Origin of the sequence: Streptomyces sp. WP-1 (assembly GCF_030450125.1) — a bacterium.
Taxonomy (GTDB): domain Bacteria; phylum Actinomycetota; class Actinomycetes; order Streptomycetales; family Streptomycetaceae; genus Streptomyces; species Streptomyces incarnatus.
Genome location: NZ_CP123923.1, coordinates 1,516,422 through 1,534,439, shown reverse-complemented (window position 1 = coordinate 1,534,439; position 18,018 = coordinate 1,516,422). Strand labels below are relative to the sequence as shown.

Genomic DNA, 18,018 nt, shown 5'->3' with positions numbered 1-18,018 from the left:
GCCGCTGGCACCGCCGCGTTCGTTCCGCTGGGCCCGGCGCGTCTTCCTCACCCTGCTCACCGGCTTCGTACTGCTCCCGGTGTACGTGATGCTCTCCAGCTCGCTGAAGCCGCTCGCGGACGTCTCCGGGAAGTTCCGCTGGGTGCCGAGCGGGCTGACCGTCCGCCCGTACATCGACATGTGGTCCACGGTGCCGCTCGCCCGCTACTTCGTGAACTCGCTGATCGTGGCGGGCTCGGCGACCGTACTGTCCGTCGTCGTCGCCGTGTTCGCCGCCTACGCGGTCAGCCGCTACGACTTCCGGGGCAAGCGCGTCTTCACGGTCACCGTGCTGTCCACCCAGATGTTCCCCGGCATCCTCTTCCTGCTCCCGCTGTTCCTCCTCTACGTCAACATCGGCAACGCCACCGGCATCGCCCTGTTCGGCTCCCGCGGCGGCCTGATCCTCACCTATCTCACCTTCTCCCTGCCGTTCTCCATCTGGATGCTGATCGGGTACCTCGACTCGGTGCCGCGCGACCTGGACGAGGCGGCGCTGGTCGACGGCTGCGGACCGCTCGGCGCGCTGTTCCGGATCGTCGTACCGGCCGCGATCCCCGGCATCGTCGCGGTCGCCGTCTACGCGTTCATGACCGCGTGGGGCGAGGTGCTGTTCGCGTCGGTGATGACCGACGACACCACCCGCACCCTCGCCGTCGGCCTCCAGGGCTACTCGACCCTCAACGACGTCTACTGGAACCAGATCATGGCCGCCTCGCTGGTCGTCAGCGTGCCTGTGGTGGCCGGATTCCTGCTGCTCCAGCGCTATCTGGTGGCCGGGCTGACGGCGGGTGCCGTCAAATGACCGGCAACACCCCGTATTCCGAAGGGACTTCCGTGTCCGAACGCATCGACCTCGCCGCACTCCCGGACGGCTTCCTGTGGGGCACGGCCACCTCGGCCTACCAGATCGAGGGAGCCGTCGCCGAGGACGGCCGGACACCCTCCATCTGGGACACCTTCTCGCACACCCCGGGGAAGGTCGCGGGCGACGACAACGGCGACGTCGCCTGCGACCACTACCACCGCAGAGGCGAGGACATCGCCCTGATGCGCCGCCTCGGCCTCAACGCCTACCGGCTCTCCGTCGCCTGGCCGCGCGTCGTCCCCGGCGGCACCGGCGCCGTGAACCCCAAGGGCCTCGCCTTCTACGACGCGCTGGTGGACGACCTGCTGGCGGCGGGCATCACCCCGTCCGTCACCCTCTACCACTGGGACCTGCCGCAGACGCTCCAGGACCGCGGCGGCTGGCCGGAGCGGGACACCGCCCACGCGTTCGCCGCCTACGCCGACGCCGTGGCCCGGCGCCTCGGCGACCGCGTCAAGCTCTGGACGACGCTCAACGAGCCGTCCTGCTCGGCCTGGATCGGCCACCTGGAGGGCACCATGGCCCCCGGCTGGACGGACCTGACCGCGGCGGTCCGCGCCTCCTGCCATCTGCTCCTCGGCCACGGCCTCGCCACCGAGGCCGTCCGCGCCGCCGTCCCGGACGCCCGGATCGGCATCGTCAACAACCTCTCCACCGTGCACCCGGCCACCGACCGCCCCGAGGACGCGGCGGCCGCCCGCCGGCACGACGGCCACGTCAACCGCTGGTGGCTCGACCCCGTGCACGGCCGTGGCTTCCCGGCCGACATGGCCGAGACGTACGGCGTCGAACTCCCGCTGCACGAAGGCGACGTGAAGACGATCGCCGCGCCCCTGGACTGGCTGGGCCTGAACTACTACTTCCCGGCCCATGTCGTCGACGACCCCGAGGGCCCCGCGCCCTACGCCCGCGCCGTCCGCCGCGAGGGCGTCCCGCGCACCGGCATGGACTGGGAGATCGACGCCGGCGGCATCGAGACCCTGCTGCTCCGGCTCACCGAGGAGTACGGCGCCCGCACCCTCTACGTCACCGAGAACGGCTCCGCCTTCCCCGACACGGTCCGCCCGGACGGCACCGTCCACGACCCCGAACGCCAGGACTACCTGGAGGCCCACCTCGCCGCCTGCGCCTCCGCCGCCCGCCGGGGCGCCCCGCTGGCCGGCTACTTCGCCTGGTCCCTGCTGGACAATTTCGAATGGGCCTACGGCTACGACAAGCGCTTCGGCCTGGTCCACGTCGACTACCGGACCCAGACCCGCACCGTCAAGGACAGCGGCCACCGCTACGCGGAGATCATCCGCGCCCACCACGACCGAAGCCGCAGCGCCGCCTGAACCCGACCGGCGGCCCCTTGCCCGCGTGCCGGGGTGAACGGGGACGGGGCGCTGTCCGGCCCCGTTCAGAGGTGGGCGTCTCGGCCGTCTTCCGTCGGGCAGCGCCAGTACAGGGTCCCGCTCGACACATGAGGCGTCGCGGGGTGCGTGTGGCCGGGTGCCGGGCACGGGGGTACCGGGCGGCCCCCGGTGGATTCGACGACGCTGTCCTGGAGTTGCTCCGCCAGGAGGAGCAGCGCCTCGGATTCGGGCAGCGTGTCGTCCAGGTCCACCGTGACCGAGGAGCCGTCCGCGTAGGCAAGGGTGACGTGCACACCTGCCCCGGTGCCGGGGGCCGTGCCTTCCGTACCGACCTGGAGCACGGCCTCTTCCGGCACTTCCAGCCGGCGCAGAAGCGACTCCGCCCAGCCGCGTACCGTCCGTACATCGAGCGTCATGAGCCGCTACCCCCGTCTGCCGGTCCTACTTCTTCGCCGTCACGTCCGCCGCCCAGGTCAGCGAGCCGGTGCCCGGTCGGCCGCCGATGTTGACGCGGAAGGTCATGTAGTCCTGGAACTGGACGTGATCGGCATGCTTGACCGGCTTCAGCGTTCCGTGGAAGTGGTAGCTCCTGCCCACGACATGCCCTGCGTTCTTCGGCATCCGCTTCCCGTTTCGCCACCAGGAGACACCGGACTCATCGACATTGCCGGTAATGACGGACTGCACTCGGGCGGAGATCTTGAATCCCCAGTTGACAGTGGAGTAGTGACAGTTGAACCGGGCCGCGAGGGTACCGTTGGCGTTGCTCCAGCTCGGGTTCTTGTCACAGCGCAACGTGGCGGAACCGCGCTTGGCGGTGCCGGTCCGCGCCGCCCGGCCCGGCGCCGCGCGCAAGCTGCCCTCGCGGAGTCCGAGCTGCGCGCCGACGCGATCCAGCTCCACGCGGGAGAGTTTCGGGTCACCGTTCAACGTGAAGCGCAAAGTCGTGCGCACGTTCCCGGTGGTCGTGGTCGCCGCGTAGGTCCGACCCGCGGCGTCCGTGACAGCCGCAGTACTCACCGCCGCCCCCGCGCCGGGCCGCTCCGGAGCCGCCCGGGCCGCCGGGGCGACGAGCACGGCCGCGACGAGCACGGTCGCGCCGACCGTGGTCACGGCAACCGGGCCGCCCCGCGTCCTCCGGCCCCGACCCGCACTGCCCGTCCAGCCGCGAGCTGTCCCACCACGTTCCCCGTTCACCACACCGCTCCCCTCGGTCAGGTGGCTCTCCACGCCGTGATGCTCTCCACGGCCACCCTCCGCGACGCCCGAACGCGCGATCATTCACCTGGACGAGCGATAGCAGGCACCGGATTCCCCTCCCGGACGACCGCGACGGCCCGGCGGACACCGCCGGACGGCCGGGGACCGGACCGGGCATCGGTGGCGCACGGATCAATCCGGCGTGGCAGGATCCCTGACTGTGAGCGCATCCCCGGCAGTGCGAGGCCTGCGGGCCGCGGTGTTCGCCGCGGTGTGCGTGCTGCTCGCCGCCGCGGGCCACGGGCTGGCCATGGGGGAGATGCCCTCGACGCGCTGCGACGGCGCCGGTTTCCTCGCGGTCTTCGCGCTCGGCTGGACGCTGGGCGCGCGGGAGCGCTCGGGGCCAGGCATCGGCGCGGCGATGCTGCTCACCCAGGCGGGGCTGCACCTGGGCTTCGACGCGGCCCACAGCCCCTCCGGTACGGCCCCCACCGGCGCCCGTATGCCCGGCATGCCCGGCATGACCGGGCCCGCCGCTGACGCCACGGCCGCGCACACCATGGCCCACGCCACGGCCGCCCACCTCCTCGCCGCCCTGGCCGCCTCCTGGTGGCTGCGGCGGGGCGAGGCCGCGCTCTGGTCGCTGCTGCGGCGCACCGCCGCGCTGGTCCCCGCCCTCCTCACCCCGTGGCGGGCCGCCCCGCTGCCCGCCACCACCGAGCCGGTCCCACGCGACCGGTCCGCCGCCGTCCCGCCCCGCCGGGCCCCGCTGCGGCACGCGGTCACCCGGCGCGGCCCGCCCGCCCCGATCCCGTACTCGCCCTGACCCCCGACCTTTGTCACTCGTCACCGTACGGAGATCGACTCACCATGTCCGCATCACGCATCGCCCTGCGCCGCGCCGGCGCCGTCACCGCCCTCACGGCCGCCTCGGTCCTGCTGGCCGCCGGTGCCGCGTCCGCGCACGTCACCGTCCACCCGGAGAGCTACGCCAAGGGCGCCACCGACGGCGTGCTGACCTTCCGCGTGCCCAACGAGGAGGACCACGCCCACACCAGCAAGGTCCAGGTCTTCCTGCCCACCGACCACCCCGTCCTCGGCGTCCTGGTCCACCCGGGGGACGGCTGGACCGCCAAGGTGACCACCACGAAGCTGAAGACGCCGGTCAAGACCGACGACGGCACCATCACCGAGGCCGCCTCCGAGATCACCTTCACCGGGGGGAGGATCGAACCGGGGCAGTACGAGGACTTCGACGTCGCCTTCGGTGAACTCCCCGAGAACACCGACCAGTTGGTTTTCAAGACGCTCCAGACCTACTCGGACGGCAAGGTCGTCCGCTGGATCGAGCAGCCCGCCTCGGGCGACGACGAGCCGGAGAACCCGGCCCCGGCGCTGAAGCTCACCGCGGACGACGCCTCACCCGCCGCCGCCCCCGCCGAGACGGCCGCCACCACCACCGCCAGGGCGAGCGACTCCACCGCCCGCGAACTCGGTGTCGCCGGCCTGGTGGTCGGCGTCGTGGGCCTGGCCGCGGCCGCGTTCGCGCTGCTTCGCGGCCGGTCCTCCGCGCGGTCGTAGCCGCGGCCGCCGGTGGGTCCCGCAGCTCCGCGCGACCCACCGGCGTGCCGGACCGGCGCGGACCGCCGGGAATGCCGTCCCTCCCGTGCGCGGTTGATCTCTGCATGACTCAGGACTCCACGCAGGACGCGCTCCTCCCGCTGCTCGCCGCAGGACACGGCGGCGTACTGGTCACCCTCCGCCGCGACGGCCGGCCCCAGCTGTCCAACGTCAGCCACGCCTGGGACCCGGACGAGCGGATCATCCGGATCTCCGTCACCGACGACCGCGCCAAGACCCGCAATCTGCGCCGCGACCCCCGCGCCTCGTACCACGTCACCAGCGACGACCGCTGGGCGTACACCGTCGCCGAGGGCACGGCCGAGCTGTCCCCGGTCGCCGAGGACCCCCACGACGAGACCGTGGAGGAGCTGATCCGGCTCTACCGCGCGGTGCTCGGCGAGCATCCGGACTGGGACGAGTACCGCGCCGCGATGGTCCGCGACCGCCGGCTGGTCGTCCGCCTGCATGTCGCACGGGTGTACGGCATCCCCCGGCGCTGACCCGGCTAGGGCCTGTCCGGCGATTCCCGTCCGCCGCGCGACACCATGCGCGCACGCTCGGCCGCGCCCTCCGTCCGCGCCTCGATCGCCCGCAGGACGGCGACCATGTCCTCGCCGCCATGGCCCTGGGCGACCGTCTCCTCGAAGAGGGCGTGGCAGACGTCGAGCAGCGGGGACGCGAGACCGGCCCTGCGGGCGGCCTCGGCGACGAGGCGGTTGTTCTTCAGGACGTCGAGTGCGGCCGCCTGCACCGCGAAGTCCCGCTCGCGCAGCTTGGGCGCCTTCATCCGGGAGACCGGGCTGGCCATCGGGCCCGCGTCGAGGACGTCCAGGAACAGCCGGGGGTCCAGGCCCTGCCGTTCGGCGAAGTGGAACGCCTCGGTCAGCCCGGTCACCAAGGTGATCAGGAACAGGTTGACCGAGAGCTTCATCAGCAGCGCGCCGGGGACCGCACCGCACTCGAACGTCTGCCGGCACATCGGCGAGAGCAGCGGCCGTACCGTGTCCACGGCGGCCTGTTCGCCCGCGAGCATGGCCACCAGCTGCCCCGCCTCCGCCGGTACTCGGGACCCGGACACCGGCGCCTCGGCATAGCGGCCACCGGCGGCGCGGACGTCCCTCTCCAGCGTGCGCGAGTACTCGGGCGAGGTCGTGCCCATGTGGACGACGGTCCGCCCGGCGACCCGCGCGGCCAGCTCCGGGGTGCCGCGTCCGAGCACCGCGTCGAGGGCCGGCTCGTCGGCGAGCATCAGCAGCACCACCTCGGCCCGCGCGAACACCTCGGGGGCGTCCCCGGCGACCTCGGCACCGGCCGCGCGCAGCGGCTCGGCGCGGTGCGGGGTGCGGTTCCACACCACCAGGGGGGTGCCGGCGGCCGCCAGGCGCAGGGCCATGGGCCCGCCCATCACTCCGAGACCGATGAATCCGACGCGCACGGTGGCCGCCCTTCGCTGTAGGGGCCGGTTATGACAGTGGTCATAGTAGCCAGGATTATGACGGCGGTCATAGGGTGGTCCCCGGACGAGAGACGGAGGCGGGACATGGGCGAGCGGCAGCGCGGCCCGCGTGAGCGGATGGTGTTCAGCGCGGCCCAGCTCATCCGGCGCGACGGGGTGAACGCGACCGGCATGCGCGAGGTCGCCGCACATGCCGGGGCCCCGCGCGGCTCCCTCCAGCACTACTTCCCGGGCGGCAAGGAACAGCTGGTCGCCGAGGCCGTGGCCTGGGCCGGACGGTACGCGGGCAACCGGATCGGGCGCTTCGTCGAGCAGCTGGCCGAGCCGGTGCCGAGCGCGCTGTTCGCGGCGATGGCCGCGCAGTGGACCGAGGAGTACGACCGGGACGGCTTCGGCGCGGGCTGCCCGGTCGCCGCCGCCACCGTCGACCGCGCCGCCGCCGACGAGGCGACCCGCGCCGCCGTGGCCGCCGCGTTCACCACCTGGCGGACCCCGCTCGCCGAGGCCCTCACCGCCATGGGCGTACCCGCCGACCGGTCCGCCGCCCTGGCCACGCTGATGATCAGCACCCTGGAGGGCGCGATCCTGATGGCACGGGCCGAGAAGGACGTACGGCCCCTGACGACGGTGGTGCGGGAACTGGGCCCGCTGCTCGACGCGGCGGTGGCCCGGCCCGCGTGAGGCCGAAAGGCGTCAGCGGCCGGCCGCGTCCGCCCCCTCCGGGGTGAGGTACGCGATCACCATGTCCCCGAGCATCTCCCGGTAGTGCTCCCGCCGCTCCGGGTCCACCAGGTCGCGGCCGAACAGGGCGCCGAACGCCCGCCGGTTGACGGCGCGGAAGAAGCAGAACGAGCTGATCACCGCGTGCAGGTCGACCGCGTCCACGTCCGCACGGAAGGCCCCCGACGCCCGCCCGTCGGCGAGGATCCCGCGCAGCACGTCCAGCGCCGGGGAGCCGAGCGCGGCGAGCCGTCCCGAGGGCGCGGAGTCCTCGGCGCACGGGAGGTTCTCGATGCTCAGCAGGCGGATGTAGTCGGGGTGTCGTTCATGGTGGTCGAAGATCAGCCCGGCCAGTCGCCGGATCGCCGCGACCGGGTCCAGGTGGGCGACGTCCAGGCGCCGCTCGGCCTCGCACAGCGCGCCGTAGGCCCGTTCGAGGACGGCCGTGAACAACTGCTCCTTGCCGCCGAAGTAGTAGTAGATCATCCGCTTGGTGGTGCGGGTGCGGGCGGCTATCTCCTCGACGCGGGCGCCCTCGTAGCCGGCCCGCGCGAACTCCCGGGTGGCCATGTCGAGGATCTCGGCCTTGGTGCGGGCGGCGTCGCGCACCCGCCCGTCGGGTCGTACCGGTTCATCGACGCTGGTCATCGGGTGGTTCCTTCGGGCCTCGGGCCGGCGCGGTGGCGTGCTCGGTGCCGTCGATTCTAGGACGCGAACATGACAGTGCGGATATGGCCGTGGCCCGGAACACACGAGGTGCCCCGGGCCACGGACGGGAGGAGCCGTGGTCGCCGGCCGCTACGGCCGCCGGTTCCACTCGGCGATCACCGGCTGCCCGTGCTCGGTGGACAGCCGGCTGACGGTGCCGGTGGCCAGCTGGAACAGCCGGCCCTGCGCGGGCGCGAGGCCCAGCCGCCGGGCCGTCAGGACCCGCAGGAAGTGGCCGTGGGCGACGAGCACCACATCGGGGCCGTCCGCGGCGAGCGCGGCGGCCACCCGGGCCAGCACCCGGTCGGCGCGGGCGCCGACCTCGGCCGGCGACTCGCCCGGATGCCCCTTCGGCCCCGGTGCCGCCCCGTCGGTCCACAGGTCCCAGCCGGGGCGGGTGCGGTGGATCTCGGCGCTGGTGATGCCCTCGTAGCCGCCGTAGTCCCATTCGTGCAGGTCGGGTTCGGGCTCGGCCCCGGTCAGGCCCGCGAGTTCGGCGGTGCGCAGGGCGCGGCCGAGCGGGCTGCTGAGCACGAGGGCGTAGGTCCGGCCGGACAGGAGCGGGGCGAGGGACTTGGCCTGTTCCTCGCCGTGGTCCGTCAGGGGCAGGTCGGTGAAGCTGGTGTGCTGCCCCGACCTGCTCCACTCGGTCTCCCCGTGGCGGACCAGCAGAAGGTCCGCCACGATCAGCCCTTCTTCTCGACCGCGTGGCCGCCGAACTGGTTGCGCAGCGCGGCGATCATCTTCATCTGCGGCGAGTCGTCCTGCCGGGAGGCGAACCGGGCGAACAGCGAGGCGGTGATGGCCGGGAGCGGCACCGCGTTGTCGATGGCCGCCTCGACGGTCCAGCGGCCCTCGCCGGAGTCCTCCGCGAAGCCGCGCAGCTTCTCCAGGTGCTCGTCGTCGTCCAGGGCGTTGACCGCGAGGTCGAGCAGCCAGGAGCGGATGACCGTGCCCTCCTGCCAGGAGCGGAACACCTCGCGGACGTTCTCCACGGAGTGCACCTTCTCCAGCAGCTCCCAGCCCTCGGCGTACGCCTGCATCATGGCGTACTCGATGCCGTTGTGGACCATCTTGGAGAAGTGCCCGGCGCCGACCCGGCCCGCGTGCACATAGCCGTACGGGCCCTCCGGCTTGAGCGCGTCGAAGATCGGCTGGAGCTGGTCCACGTTCTCCTTCTCGCCGCCGACCATGAGCGCGTAGCCGTTCTCGAGGCCCCACACACCGCCGGAGACGCCCGCGTCCACGAAGCCGATGCCCTTGATGGCGAGCGCCGCGGCGTGCTTCTCGTCGTCCGTCCAGCGGGAGTTGCCGCCGTCGATCACCGTGTCGCCGGGCTCCAGCAGGTCGCCCAGCTCGTCCACGACGGTCTGGGTGGCGGTGCCGGCCGGGACCATCACCCACACATGGCGGGGCGCGTCCAGCTTCTCGACCAGTTCGGCGAGGCTCTTGACGTCGGAGACCTCAGGGTTGCGGTCGTAGCCGATGACGGTGTGGCCCGAGCGGCGGATGCGCTCGCGCATGTTGCCGCCCATCTTGCCGAGACCGATGAGACCGAGCTGCATGATCAGTTCTCCGATGCGTTCTTGAGAGTGCGGTAGGCGGCGACGAGGGCCGTGGTGGAGGGGTCGAGGCCGGGGACGTCCGCGCCCTCGGTGAGGGCGGGTTCGACGCGCTTGGCGAGGACCTTGCCCAGCTCCACGCCCCACTGGTCGAAGGAGTCGATGTCCCACACCGCGCCCTGGACGAACACCTTGTGCTCGTACAGCGCGATCAGCTGGCCCAGCACGGACGGGGTCAGCTCGGCGGCGAGGATCGTCGTGGTCGGGTGGTCGCCGCGGAAGGTGCGGTGCGCCACCTGCTCCTCGGGCACGCCCTCCGCGCGGACCTCCTCGGCGCTCTTGCCGAAGGCGAGGGCCTGGGTCTGGGCGAAGAAGTTGGCCATCAACAGGTCGTGCTGCGCCTTCAGTTCACCACTCAGCTCGCCGACCGGGCGGGCGAAGCCGATGAAGTCCGCCGGGATCAGCTTGGTGCCCTGGTGGATCAACTGGTAGTACGCGTGCTGCCCGTTGGTGCCGGGCGTGCCCCACACCACGGGACCCGTCTGCCACTCCACCCGGCGCCCGTGCCGGTCCACCGACTTGCCGTTGGACTCCATGTCCAGCTGCTGGAGGTAGGCGGTGAACTTGGACAGGTAGTGGCTGTACGGCAGTACGGCGTGCGACTGGGCGTCGTGGAAGTTGCCGTACCAGATGCCCAGCAGGCCCAGCAGCAGCGGGGCGTTGGCCTCGGCCGGGGCGGTGCGGAAGTGCTCGTCGACCAGGTGGAAGCCGTCCAGCATCTCCCGGAACCGGTCCGGGCCGATGGCGATCATCAGCGAGAGGCCGATCGCGGAGTCGTACGAGTAGCGGCCGCCGACCCAGTCCCAGAACTCGAACATGTTGTCCGGGTCGATACCGAACTCGGTCACCTTGCCCGAGTTGGTCGAAAGCGCCACGAAGTGCTTCGCAACGGCCTTCTCGTCCCCGTCGAACGCTTCGAGCAGCCACGACCGCGCGGACGTCGCATTGGTGATCGTCTCGATCGTCGTGAACGTCTTGGACGCGACGATGAACAGGGTTTCGGCCGGGTCCAGATCGCGCGTCGCCTCGTGCAGGTCCGCGCCGTCCACGTTCGAGACGAAGCGAACGGTCAGATCACGGTCGGCGAAGCTGCGCAGCGCCTCGTACGCCATCGCGGGCCCGAGGTCGGAGCCGCCGATACCGATGTTGACGACATTGCGGATGCGCTTGCCCGTGTGCCCGGTCCAGGCGCCGGAGCGCACCCGGTCGGCGAAGTTGCTCATCTTGTCGAGGACGGCGTGCACCCTGGGCACCACGTTCTCGCCGTCGACCTCGATCACCGCGTCCCGGGGCGCGCGCAGCGCGGTGTGCAGCACCGCCCGGCCCTCGGTGATGTTGATCTTCTCGCCGCGGAACATGGCGTCCCGCAGCCCGAACACATCGGTGGCGGTGGCGAGTTCCTGGAGCAGGGCCAGGGTCTCGTCGGTGATCAGATGCTTGCTGTAGTCGATGTGCAGATCACCGACCCGGACCACGTACCGCTCGGCGCGGTCCGGGTCCGACGCGAACAGCTCGCGCAGGTGCAGCGGCTTCTCGGCGCGGTGGTCGGCGAGCGCCGTCCACTCGGGCCGGTGGATGAGGTTGGGATAGTGGGCGTCGGCCATCTCAGGCGTTCTCCTTGGCGGCCTCGCCCCGCAGGGCGACGGCGTACATCTCGTCGGCGTCGAGGCGCCGCAGCTCCTCGGCGATGAGTTCGGAGGTGGGGCGGACCTTCAGGGCGAGGGTGCGCGGCGGCTGACCCGGCAGGGTGAGCGTCGCGAGCGGTCCCTCGGGGCGGTCCAGGAGGATCTCGCCGTCGCCGGTGCCCAGCCGTACGGCCGTGACCACGGGACCCTCGGTGACCACGCGGTCCACGCTCACCCCCAGCCGTGCCTCCAGCCAGCGGGCCAGCAGCTCGGCGCTGGGGTTGTCGGCCTCGGCCTCCACGGCCGCCGACGTCACCTTCGCCCGGGCCTGGTCGAGCGCGGCGGCCAGCATCGAGCGCCACAGCGTCAGCCGGGTCCAGGCGAGGTCGGTGTCGCCGGGCGCGTAGTTGCGGGCCCGGGCGTTCAGGACCGCCATCGGCCGCTCCACCGCGTACAGATCGGTGATCCGGCGCTGCGCGAGCGCGCCGAGCTGGTCCTTGGACGGGTTGTCGGGCGCGTCCACCGGCCACCACACGACGACCGGGGCGTCCGGCAGCAGCAGCGGCAGCACCACCGAGCCGGCGTGGTCGGAGACCTCGCCGTAGGTGCGCAGCACCACCGTCTCGCCGGTGCCGGCCTCGGAGCCGACCCGGACCTCGGCGTCCAGGCGCGAGTGGGTGCGGTCGCGCAGGGTGCGGGCGTGCCGCTTGATGACGACCAGGGTGCGCGAGGGGTGCTCGTGCGAGGCCTCCTCGGCGGCCCGCATCGAGTCGTAGGCGTTCTCCTCGTCCGTGACGATGACCATCGTCAGGACCATGCCCACGGCCGGGGTGCCGATCGCCCGGCGGCCCTGCACCAGCGCCTTGTTGATCTTGCTTGCCGTGGTGTCGGTCAGGTCGATCTTCATGGCCTGCGCCAGCTCCGTCCGTCTCGTGCGAGCATCTCGTCGGCTTCCCGCGGTCCCCAGCTGCCCGACGCGTACTGTGCCGGACGGCCGTGCGCCGTCCAGTACTGCTCGATCGGGTCGAGGATCTTCCAGGACTCTTCCACTTCCTGGTGACGCGGGAACAGGTTGGCGTCACCCAGGAGCACGTCCAGGATGAGCCGCTCGTACGCCTCCGGGCTGGACTCCGTGAACGACTCGCCGTAGGCGAAGTCCATGGACACGTCCCGGATCTCCATCGAGGTGCCCGGCACCTTGGAGCCGAAGCGGACCGTCATGCCCTCGTCCGGCTGGACGCGGATCACGATCGCGTTATGGCCCAGCTCCTCCGTCGCCGTGTGGTCGAAGGGGGAGTGCGGGGCCCGCTGGAAGACCACCGCGATCTCCGTCACCCGGCGGCCGAGCCGCTTGCCGGTGCGCAGATAGAACGGGACGCCCGCCCAGCGCCGGTTGTCGATGCCGATCTTGATCGCGGCGAAGGTGTCGGTCTTCGACTTCGGGTCGATGCCGTCCTCTTCGAGGTAGCCGACGACCTTCTCGCCGCCCTGCCAGCCGCCCGCGTACTGCGCCCGCACGGTGTGGTCGCCCAGGTCGTCGGGGAGCCGTACCGACTTGAGCACCTTCAGCTTCTCGGTGAGCAGCGCCTCCGCGTCGAACGCGATGGGCTCCTCCATGGCGGTGAGCGCCATCAGCTGGAGCAGGTGGTTCTGGATGACGTCACGGGCGGCGCCGATGCCGTCGTAGTAGCCGGCCCGGCCGCCGATGCCGATGTCCTCGGCCATCGTGATCTGCACGTGGTCGACGTAGCTGCGGTTCCAGATCGGCTCGTACATCTGGTTGGCGAAGCGCAGCGCCAGGATGTTCTGGACCGTCTCCTTGCCCAGGTAGTGGTCGATGCGGAACACCTGGTCCGGCTCGAACACGTCGTGCACCAGCGCGTTCAGCTCACGGGCGCTGGCCAGGTCGTGGCCGAACGGCTTCTCGATGACCGCGCGCCGCCAGGAGCCCTCGGGCGGACTCGCCAGGCCGTGCTTCTTCAGCTGCTGCACGACCTTCGGGAAGAACTTCGGCGGCACCGAGAGGTAGAACGCGAAGTTGCCGCCGGTGCCGCGGGAGGCGTCCAGCTCCTCCACGGCGTCCTTGAGCTGCTTGAACGCGGTGTCGTCGTCGAAGTCGCCGGGGATGAAGCGCATGCCCTCGGCGAGCTGCTGCCACACCTCCTCGCGGAACGGGGTGCGCGAGTGCTCGCGCACCGAGTCGTGGACGACCTGCGCGAAGTCCTGGTCCTCCCACTCGCGGCGGGCGAAGCCCACCAGGGAGAAGCCCGGCGGCAGCAGGCCGCGGTTGGCCAGGTCGTACACGGCCGGCATCAGCTTCTTGCGGGACAGGTCACCGGTCACCCCGAAGATGACCAGGCCCGACGGGCCCGCGATGCGCGGCAGGCGGCGGTCCCGGGTGTCCCGCAGCGGGTTCACCCAGTCGGCGGCCGGGACGATGGGCACCCGTACCTCCTCGGGTGCCGGGGCGGGGCTCGCTTTTTCGGTCATCGCGCGTCAACTCCCTTGCTCTCCAGGGACTTCGCCACCGCGTCCAGCAGGTCCTGCCAGGCCACCTCGAACTTGGCGACGCCCTCGTCCTCCAGCTGCTGGACGACCTCGTCGTAGGAGATGCCGAGCCGCTCGATCGCGTCGAGGTCGGCACGGGCCTGCGCGTAGCCGCCGGTCACCGTGTCGCCGGTGATCTCGCCGTGGTCGGCGACGGCGTTCAAGGTGGCCTCCGGCATCGTGTTGACCGTGCCCGGCGCGACGAGGTCGTCCACATACAGGGTGTCCTTGTACGCGGGATCCTTCACACCGGTGGACGCCCACAGCGGGCGCTGCTTGTTCGCCCTGTCACCGGCGAGGGCCGACCAGCGGTCCGACGAGAAGACGTCCTCGTACGCCTCGTAGGCCAGCCGCGCGTTGGCGAGGGCCGCGCGGCCCTTGAGCGCGAGGGCCTCGTCGGTGCCCAGCGCGGTCAGCCGCTTGTCGATCTCGGAGTCCACCCGGGAGACGAAGAACGACGCCACCGAGTGGACGGTGGACAGGTCGACGCCGCGCTCGCGGGCCTTCTCCAGACCGGCCAGGTAGGCGGCCATGACCTCGCGGTAGCGCTCCAGGGAGAAGATCAGGGTCACATTGACGCTGATGCCGAGCCCCACGACCTCGGTGATCGCCGGCAGGCCCGCCTTGGTCGCCGGGATCTTGATCATCACGTTGGGGCGGTTCACCAGCCAGAACAGCTGCTTGGCCTCGGCGACGGTGGCCGCGGTGCGATGGGCCAGACGGGGGTCGACCTCGATGGAGACCCGGCCGTCGCGGCCGTTCGTCGCCCGGTAGACGGGCTCCAGGATGTCGGCGGCGTCGCGGACGTCGGCGGTGGTCATCATCCGCACGGCCTCGTCGACGGTCACGCCGCGTGCGGCCAGATCGGTGAGCTGCTCCTCGTACCCCTCGCCGGAGCCTATGGCCGCCTGGAAGATCGACGGGTTGGTGGTGACACCGACGGCGCTGCCGCTCGCCACCAGGTCGGCGAGGCTGCCCGAGGTGATCCGCCGCCGGGACAGGTCGTCCAGCCAGATGGACACACCCTCGTCGGCAAGGCGCTTGAGGGCTCCCGGGGTGGCGATTGCTTCGGTCACAGTGATCATCTTTCTTTGTGTGTCGGTGTCAGGCGCGCGCGGCGGCGAGCGACTCGCGGGCCGTCGCGGCGACGTTCTCGGGGGTGAAGCCGAACTCGGTGAACAGGGTTCCCGCGGCGGCGGAGGCGCCGAAGTGCTCCAGGGACACGATCCGGCCCGCGTCACCCACATAGCGGTACCAGGTCAGCCCGATGCCGGCCTCCACCGCCACCCGGGCCTTCACGGCCGGCGGCAGCACCCGCTCGCGGTAGGCGCGCGGCTGCTCCTCGAACCACTCCACGGACGGCATCGAGACCACCCGGGTGCCGGTGCCCTCGGCCTCCAGCAGCTCCCGCGCGGCCACGGCGAGCTGCACCTCGGAGCCCGTCGCGATGATGATCACCTCCGGGACCTCCGTCGAGGACTCGCGCAGCACATAGCCGCCCTTGGCCGCGTCCTCGTTCGGCGCGTACACCGGCACGCCCTGGCGGGTGAGCGCGAGCCCGTGCGGGGCGGGACTGGTGGCGTGCCTCTTCAGGATCTCGGCCCAGGCGATCACGGTCTCGTTGGCGTCCGCCGGGCGGACGACGTTCAGGCCCGGGACGGCCCGCAGCGAGGCCAGGTGCTCGACGGGCTGATGGGTCGGGCCGTCCTCACCGAGGCCGATGGAGTCGTGAGTCCAGATGTACGTCACCGGCAGCTGCATCAGCGCGGACATCCGCACCGCGTTGCGCATGTAGTCGGAGAACACCAGGAAGGTGCCGCCGTAGACACGGGTGTTGCCGTGCAGGGCGATGCCGTTCATCTCCGCCGCCATGGAGAACTCCCGGATGCCGAAGTGCACGGTACGACCATAGGGGTCGGCGCTCGGCAGCGGGTTGCCCTCGGGGAGGAAGGAGCTGGACTTGTCGATGTCGGTGTTGTTGGAGCCGGCGAGGTCGGCGGAGCCGCCCCACAGCTCCGGCAGCACCGGGCCGAGCGCCTGGAGCACCTTGCCGGAGGCGGCGCGGGTGGCGACCGGCTTGCCCTCCTCGAACACCGGCAGGGCGTCCTCCCAGCCCGCGGGCAGCTCGCCCCGGCTGATCCGGTCGAACAGGGCGGCGCGCTCCGGCTCGGCGGTGCGCCACTCGGCGATCCGCTTGTCCCAGGCGGCGTGCGTCTCGGCACCCCGGTCCAGGGCCCGCCGGGCGTGCTTCAGGACCTCGTCCTCGACCTGGAAGGACTGCTCCGTATCGAAGCCGAGGAGGCGCTTGGTGGCCGCGATCTCCTCGGCGCCGAGCGCGGAGCCGTGGGACGCCTCGGTGTCGCGGGCGTTCGGGGCGGGCCAGGCGATGATCGTGCGCATCGCGATGATCGAGGGCCGCCCGGTCTCGTCCCGGGCCGCCTGGAGGGCCGCGTACAGGGCGGCCACGTCCACGTCGCCGTCGGCGGTGGGCGCGACGCGCTGGGTGTGCCAGCCGTACGCCTCGTACCGCTTCAGGACGTCCTCGGAGAAGGCGGTCGCGGTGTCGCCCTCGATGGAGATGTGGTTGTCGTCGTAGAGGAAGACCAGGTTGCCGAGCTTCTGGTGGCCGGCGAGCGAGGACGCCTCCGCGCAGACGCCCTCCTCCAGGTCGCCGTCGGAGACGATCGCCCAGACGGTGTGGTCGAAGGGGGAGGTGCCCGCGGGGGCCTGCGGGTCGAACAGGCCGCGCTCGTAGCGGGCGGCCATCGCCATGCCCACCGCGTTGGCGGCGCCCTGGCCGAGCGGCCCGGTGGTGGTCTCCACGCCCGCCGTGTGCCCGTACTCGGGGTGGCCCGGGGTGCGGGAGCCCTGGGTGCGGAACGCCTTCAGGTCGTCCAGCTCCAGCTCGTACCCGGCCAGGAACAGCTGGGTGTACAGGGTCAGCGAGGTGTGGCCGGGGGAGAGGACGAACCGGTCACGGCCGGTCCACTCCGGGTCCGCCGGGTCGTGACGCATCACCTTCTGAAAGATCGTGTACGCGGCAGGTGCCAGGCTCATCGCGGTGCCCGGGTGGCCGTTGCCCACCTTCTGCACCGCGTCGGCCGCCAGCAGCCGGGCGGTGTCGACGGCCCGCCGGTCGAGATCGGTCCACTCGAAGCCACCGGAAGTCTGCGTGCTCATCTTCAAGAAGTCCTCGTTCAGTACGGAAGGGCTGGCCGGACGCGTTCAAACTTAAAAGTCTGACTTTTTCGACGGAAGGGCGGGATGTGTCACCCTGTGGTGAATCTGGGACAGTGATCGCGGAGCAGGGACGGCACGAAAAGGACATGGCTGACACAACGCCCCAAGGCGGGGCCACCACCGGAGCCGACGGTGGTGCGGACGGCACGGCCGACGGCATCAGAACCCTCCCCTTCCCGGCCGAGCTGGCCGTCGGCGGTGTCGGCATGCGGATCGGCCGCATGGGGGCCGACCGCGGCTGGCGGGCCGACATCCCGCTGGACCGCGTCCACCGCATCGACTTCCATGTCGTCCTGCTGTTCACCGAGGGCCCCGTACGCCATATGGTCGACTTCACCGAGTACGAGGCCGCCGCCGGCGACCTGCTGTGGATACGCCCCGGACAGGTCCACCGCTTCTCCCGCGAGTGCGTGTACCGCGGAACCGTGCTGACCATGCAGCCCGGCTTCCTGCCGCGTGCCACCGTGGAGGCCACCGGCCTGTACCGCTACGACCTGCCGCCGCTGCTGCGCCCCGACGCGCCCCGGCTCGAAGCGCTCCGGGCGGCCCTGGAGCAGCTGCGCCGCGAGTACGAGGACACGACGACGCTCCCGCCGAGCCTGCACACCGCCGTCCTGCGGCACGACCTGACCGCGTTCCTGCTGCGCCTCGCCCATCTCGCCGCCAGCTCGGCGCCCGGTTCACGGCAGCAGTCGGACAACACCTTCACCCTGTTCCGGGACGCGGTCGAGCAGGGCTTCGCCACCAATCACAGTGTCAGCGCCTACGCCGACGCCCTCGGTTACTCCCGCCGCACCCTGGTGCGCGCCGTCCGCGCCGCCACCGGCGAGACCCCGAAGGGCTTCATCGACAAACGGGTCGTCCTGGAGGCCAAACGCCTCCTCGCCCACAGCGAGCTGCCCATCGGCCGGGTCGGCGCGGCCGTCGGCTTCCCGGACGCGGCGAACTTCTCCAAGTTCTTCCAGCTCCACACCGGGCGGACACCGGTGGCCTTCCGCACCGAACTGCGGTAACC

Annotated in this window: 18 protein-coding genes; 7 read left to right on the top strand and 11 right to left on the bottom strand. The window is 71.7% G+C overall.

What is annotated here, in order from left to right:
* The first annotated feature begins 4 nt into the window (after positions 1–4).
* The gene (locus tag QHG49_RS06440) at positions 5–844 is read left to right on the top strand and encodes a carbohydrate ABC transporter permease (RefSeq protein ID WP_301492718.1); all 840 of its coding nucleotides are present in this window, start codon (positions 5–7) and stop codon (positions 842–844) included.
* On the top strand, positions 841–2,241 hold the full coding sequence (locus tag QHG49_RS06435; RefSeq protein ID WP_301487727.1) for a GH1 family beta-glucosidase: 1,401 nt from the start codon (positions 841–843) through the stop codon (positions 2,239–2,241). Before QHG49_RS06440 ends, QHG49_RS06435 begins: the two co-directional genes overlap by 4 nt.
* Before the next feature lie 65 nt (positions 2,242–2,306).
* Here the strand turns inward: QHG49_RS06435 and QHG49_RS06430 are convergent, their stop codons facing one another.
* Complete coding sequence (locus QHG49_RS06430; RefSeq protein ID WP_301487725.1) at positions 2,307–2,678, bottom strand: hypothetical protein; 372 nt, start codon at positions 2,676–2,678, stop codon at positions 2,307–2,309.
* A gap of 25 nt (positions 2,679–2,703) precedes the next feature.
* Positions 2,704–3,375 carry a hypothetical protein gene (locus QHG49_RS06425; RefSeq protein WP_301487723.1) on the bottom strand — a complete coding sequence of 224 codons (672 nt, stop codon included), beginning with the start codon at positions 3,373–3,375 and terminating at the stop codon, positions 2,704–2,706.
* Positions 3,376–3,682: 307 nt separating this feature from the next.
* Here QHG49_RS06425 and QHG49_RS06420 point away from each other — a divergent pair, with 307 nt between their 5' ends.
* The 3 genes from QHG49_RS06420 (at position 3,683) to QHG49_RS06410 (ending at position 5,585) form a co-directional block, all read left to right on the top strand.
* Complete coding sequence (locus QHG49_RS06420; RefSeq protein WP_301487721.1) at positions 3,683–4,288, top strand: hypothetical protein; 606 nt, start codon at positions 3,683–3,685, stop codon at positions 4,286–4,288.
* A 44-nt stretch (positions 4,289–4,332) separates the two neighbouring features.
* Positions 4,333–5,043, top strand: a complete 711-nt coding sequence (locus QHG49_RS06415) for a YcnI family protein (protein ID WP_301487719.1) — start codon at positions 4,333–4,335, stop codon at positions 5,041–5,043.
* Positions 5,044–5,147: 104 nt separating this feature from the next.
* Positions 5,148–5,585, top strand: coding sequence for a PPOX class F420-dependent oxidoreductase (locus QHG49_RS06410; protein WP_145489891.1), 438 nt, complete (start codon positions 5,148–5,150; stop codon positions 5,583–5,585).
* A gap of 5 nt (positions 5,586–5,590) precedes the next feature.
* Here QHG49_RS06410 and QHG49_RS06405 read toward each other — a convergent pair whose 3' ends face one another.
* A complete protein-coding gene (locus QHG49_RS06405) occupies positions 5,591–6,520 on the bottom strand; it encodes an NAD(P)-dependent oxidoreductase (protein WP_370530434.1) in 930 nt (309 codons plus the stop codon).
* A gap of 105 nt (positions 6,521–6,625) precedes the next feature.
* Here QHG49_RS06405 and QHG49_RS06400 point away from each other — a divergent pair, with 105 nt between their 5' ends.
* Complete coding sequence (locus tag QHG49_RS06400) at positions 6,626–7,222, top strand: TetR/AcrR family transcriptional regulator (RefSeq protein WP_301487713.1); 597 nt, start codon at positions 6,626–6,628, stop codon at positions 7,220–7,222.
* A gap of 12 nt (positions 7,223–7,234) precedes the next feature.
* On the opposite strand, the gene QHG49_RS06395 is transcribed toward QHG49_RS06400, so the two are convergent.
* The 8 genes from QHG49_RS06395 to tkt form a co-directional block, all read right to left on the bottom strand.
* The gene (locus QHG49_RS06395) at positions 7,235–7,909 is read right to left on the bottom strand and encodes a TetR/AcrR family transcriptional regulator (protein ID WP_159706464.1); all 675 of its coding nucleotides are present in this window, start codon (positions 7,907–7,909) and stop codon (positions 7,235–7,237) included.
* A 150-nt stretch (positions 7,910–8,059) separates the two neighbouring features.
* Entirely contained in the window at positions 8,060–8,653 is a 594-nt protein-coding gene (locus QHG49_RS06390) for a histidine phosphatase family protein (protein ID WP_159706466.1), read from the bottom strand.
* A 2-nt stretch (positions 8,654–8,655) separates the two neighbouring features.
* Complete coding sequence (gnd, locus tag QHG49_RS06385; RefSeq protein ID WP_145489904.1) at positions 8,656–9,534, bottom strand: phosphogluconate dehydrogenase (NAD(+)-dependent, decarboxylating); 879 nt, start codon at positions 9,532–9,534, stop codon at positions 8,656–8,658.
* Positions 9,535–9,536: 2 nt separating this feature from the next.
* The gene (gene pgi, locus QHG49_RS06380; RefSeq protein WP_159706468.1) at positions 9,537–11,195 is read right to left on the bottom strand and encodes a glucose-6-phosphate isomerase; all 1,659 of its coding nucleotides are present in this window, start codon (positions 11,193–11,195) and stop codon (positions 9,537–9,539) included.
* Position 11,196: 1 nt separating this feature from the next.
* Entirely contained in the window at positions 11,197–12,123 is a 927-nt protein-coding gene (gene opcA, locus QHG49_RS06375; RefSeq protein WP_145489909.1) for a glucose-6-phosphate dehydrogenase assembly protein OpcA, read from the bottom strand.
* Positions 12,120–13,706, bottom strand: coding sequence for a glucose-6-phosphate dehydrogenase (gene zwf, locus QHG49_RS06370; RefSeq protein ID WP_301487706.1), 1,587 nt, complete (start codon positions 13,704–13,706; stop codon positions 12,120–12,122). The genes opcA and zwf overlap by 4 nt, the downstream gene beginning before the upstream one ends.
* Positions 13,703–14,848 carry a transaldolase gene (gene tal / locus QHG49_RS06365; RefSeq protein ID WP_145489913.1) on the bottom strand — a complete coding sequence of 382 codons (1,146 nt, stop codon included), beginning with the start codon at positions 14,846–14,848 and terminating at the stop codon, positions 13,703–13,705. The genes zwf and tal overlap by 4 nt, the downstream gene beginning before the upstream one ends.
* 19 nt (positions 14,849–14,867) lie before the next feature.
* Complete coding sequence (gene tkt, locus QHG49_RS06360; RefSeq protein ID WP_301487704.1) at positions 14,868–16,943, bottom strand: transketolase; 2,076 nt, start codon at positions 16,941–16,943, stop codon at positions 14,868–14,870.
* A 146-nt stretch (positions 16,944–17,089) separates the two neighbouring features.
* On the opposite strand from tkt, the gene QHG49_RS06355 reads away from it, so the two are divergent.
* Positions 17,090–18,016: an AraC family transcriptional regulator gene (locus QHG49_RS06355; RefSeq protein WP_159706472.1), complete on the top strand. Its 927-nt coding sequence runs from the start codon at positions 17,090–17,092 to the stop codon at positions 18,014–18,016.
* Positions 18,017–18,018 lie beyond the last annotated feature (2 nt).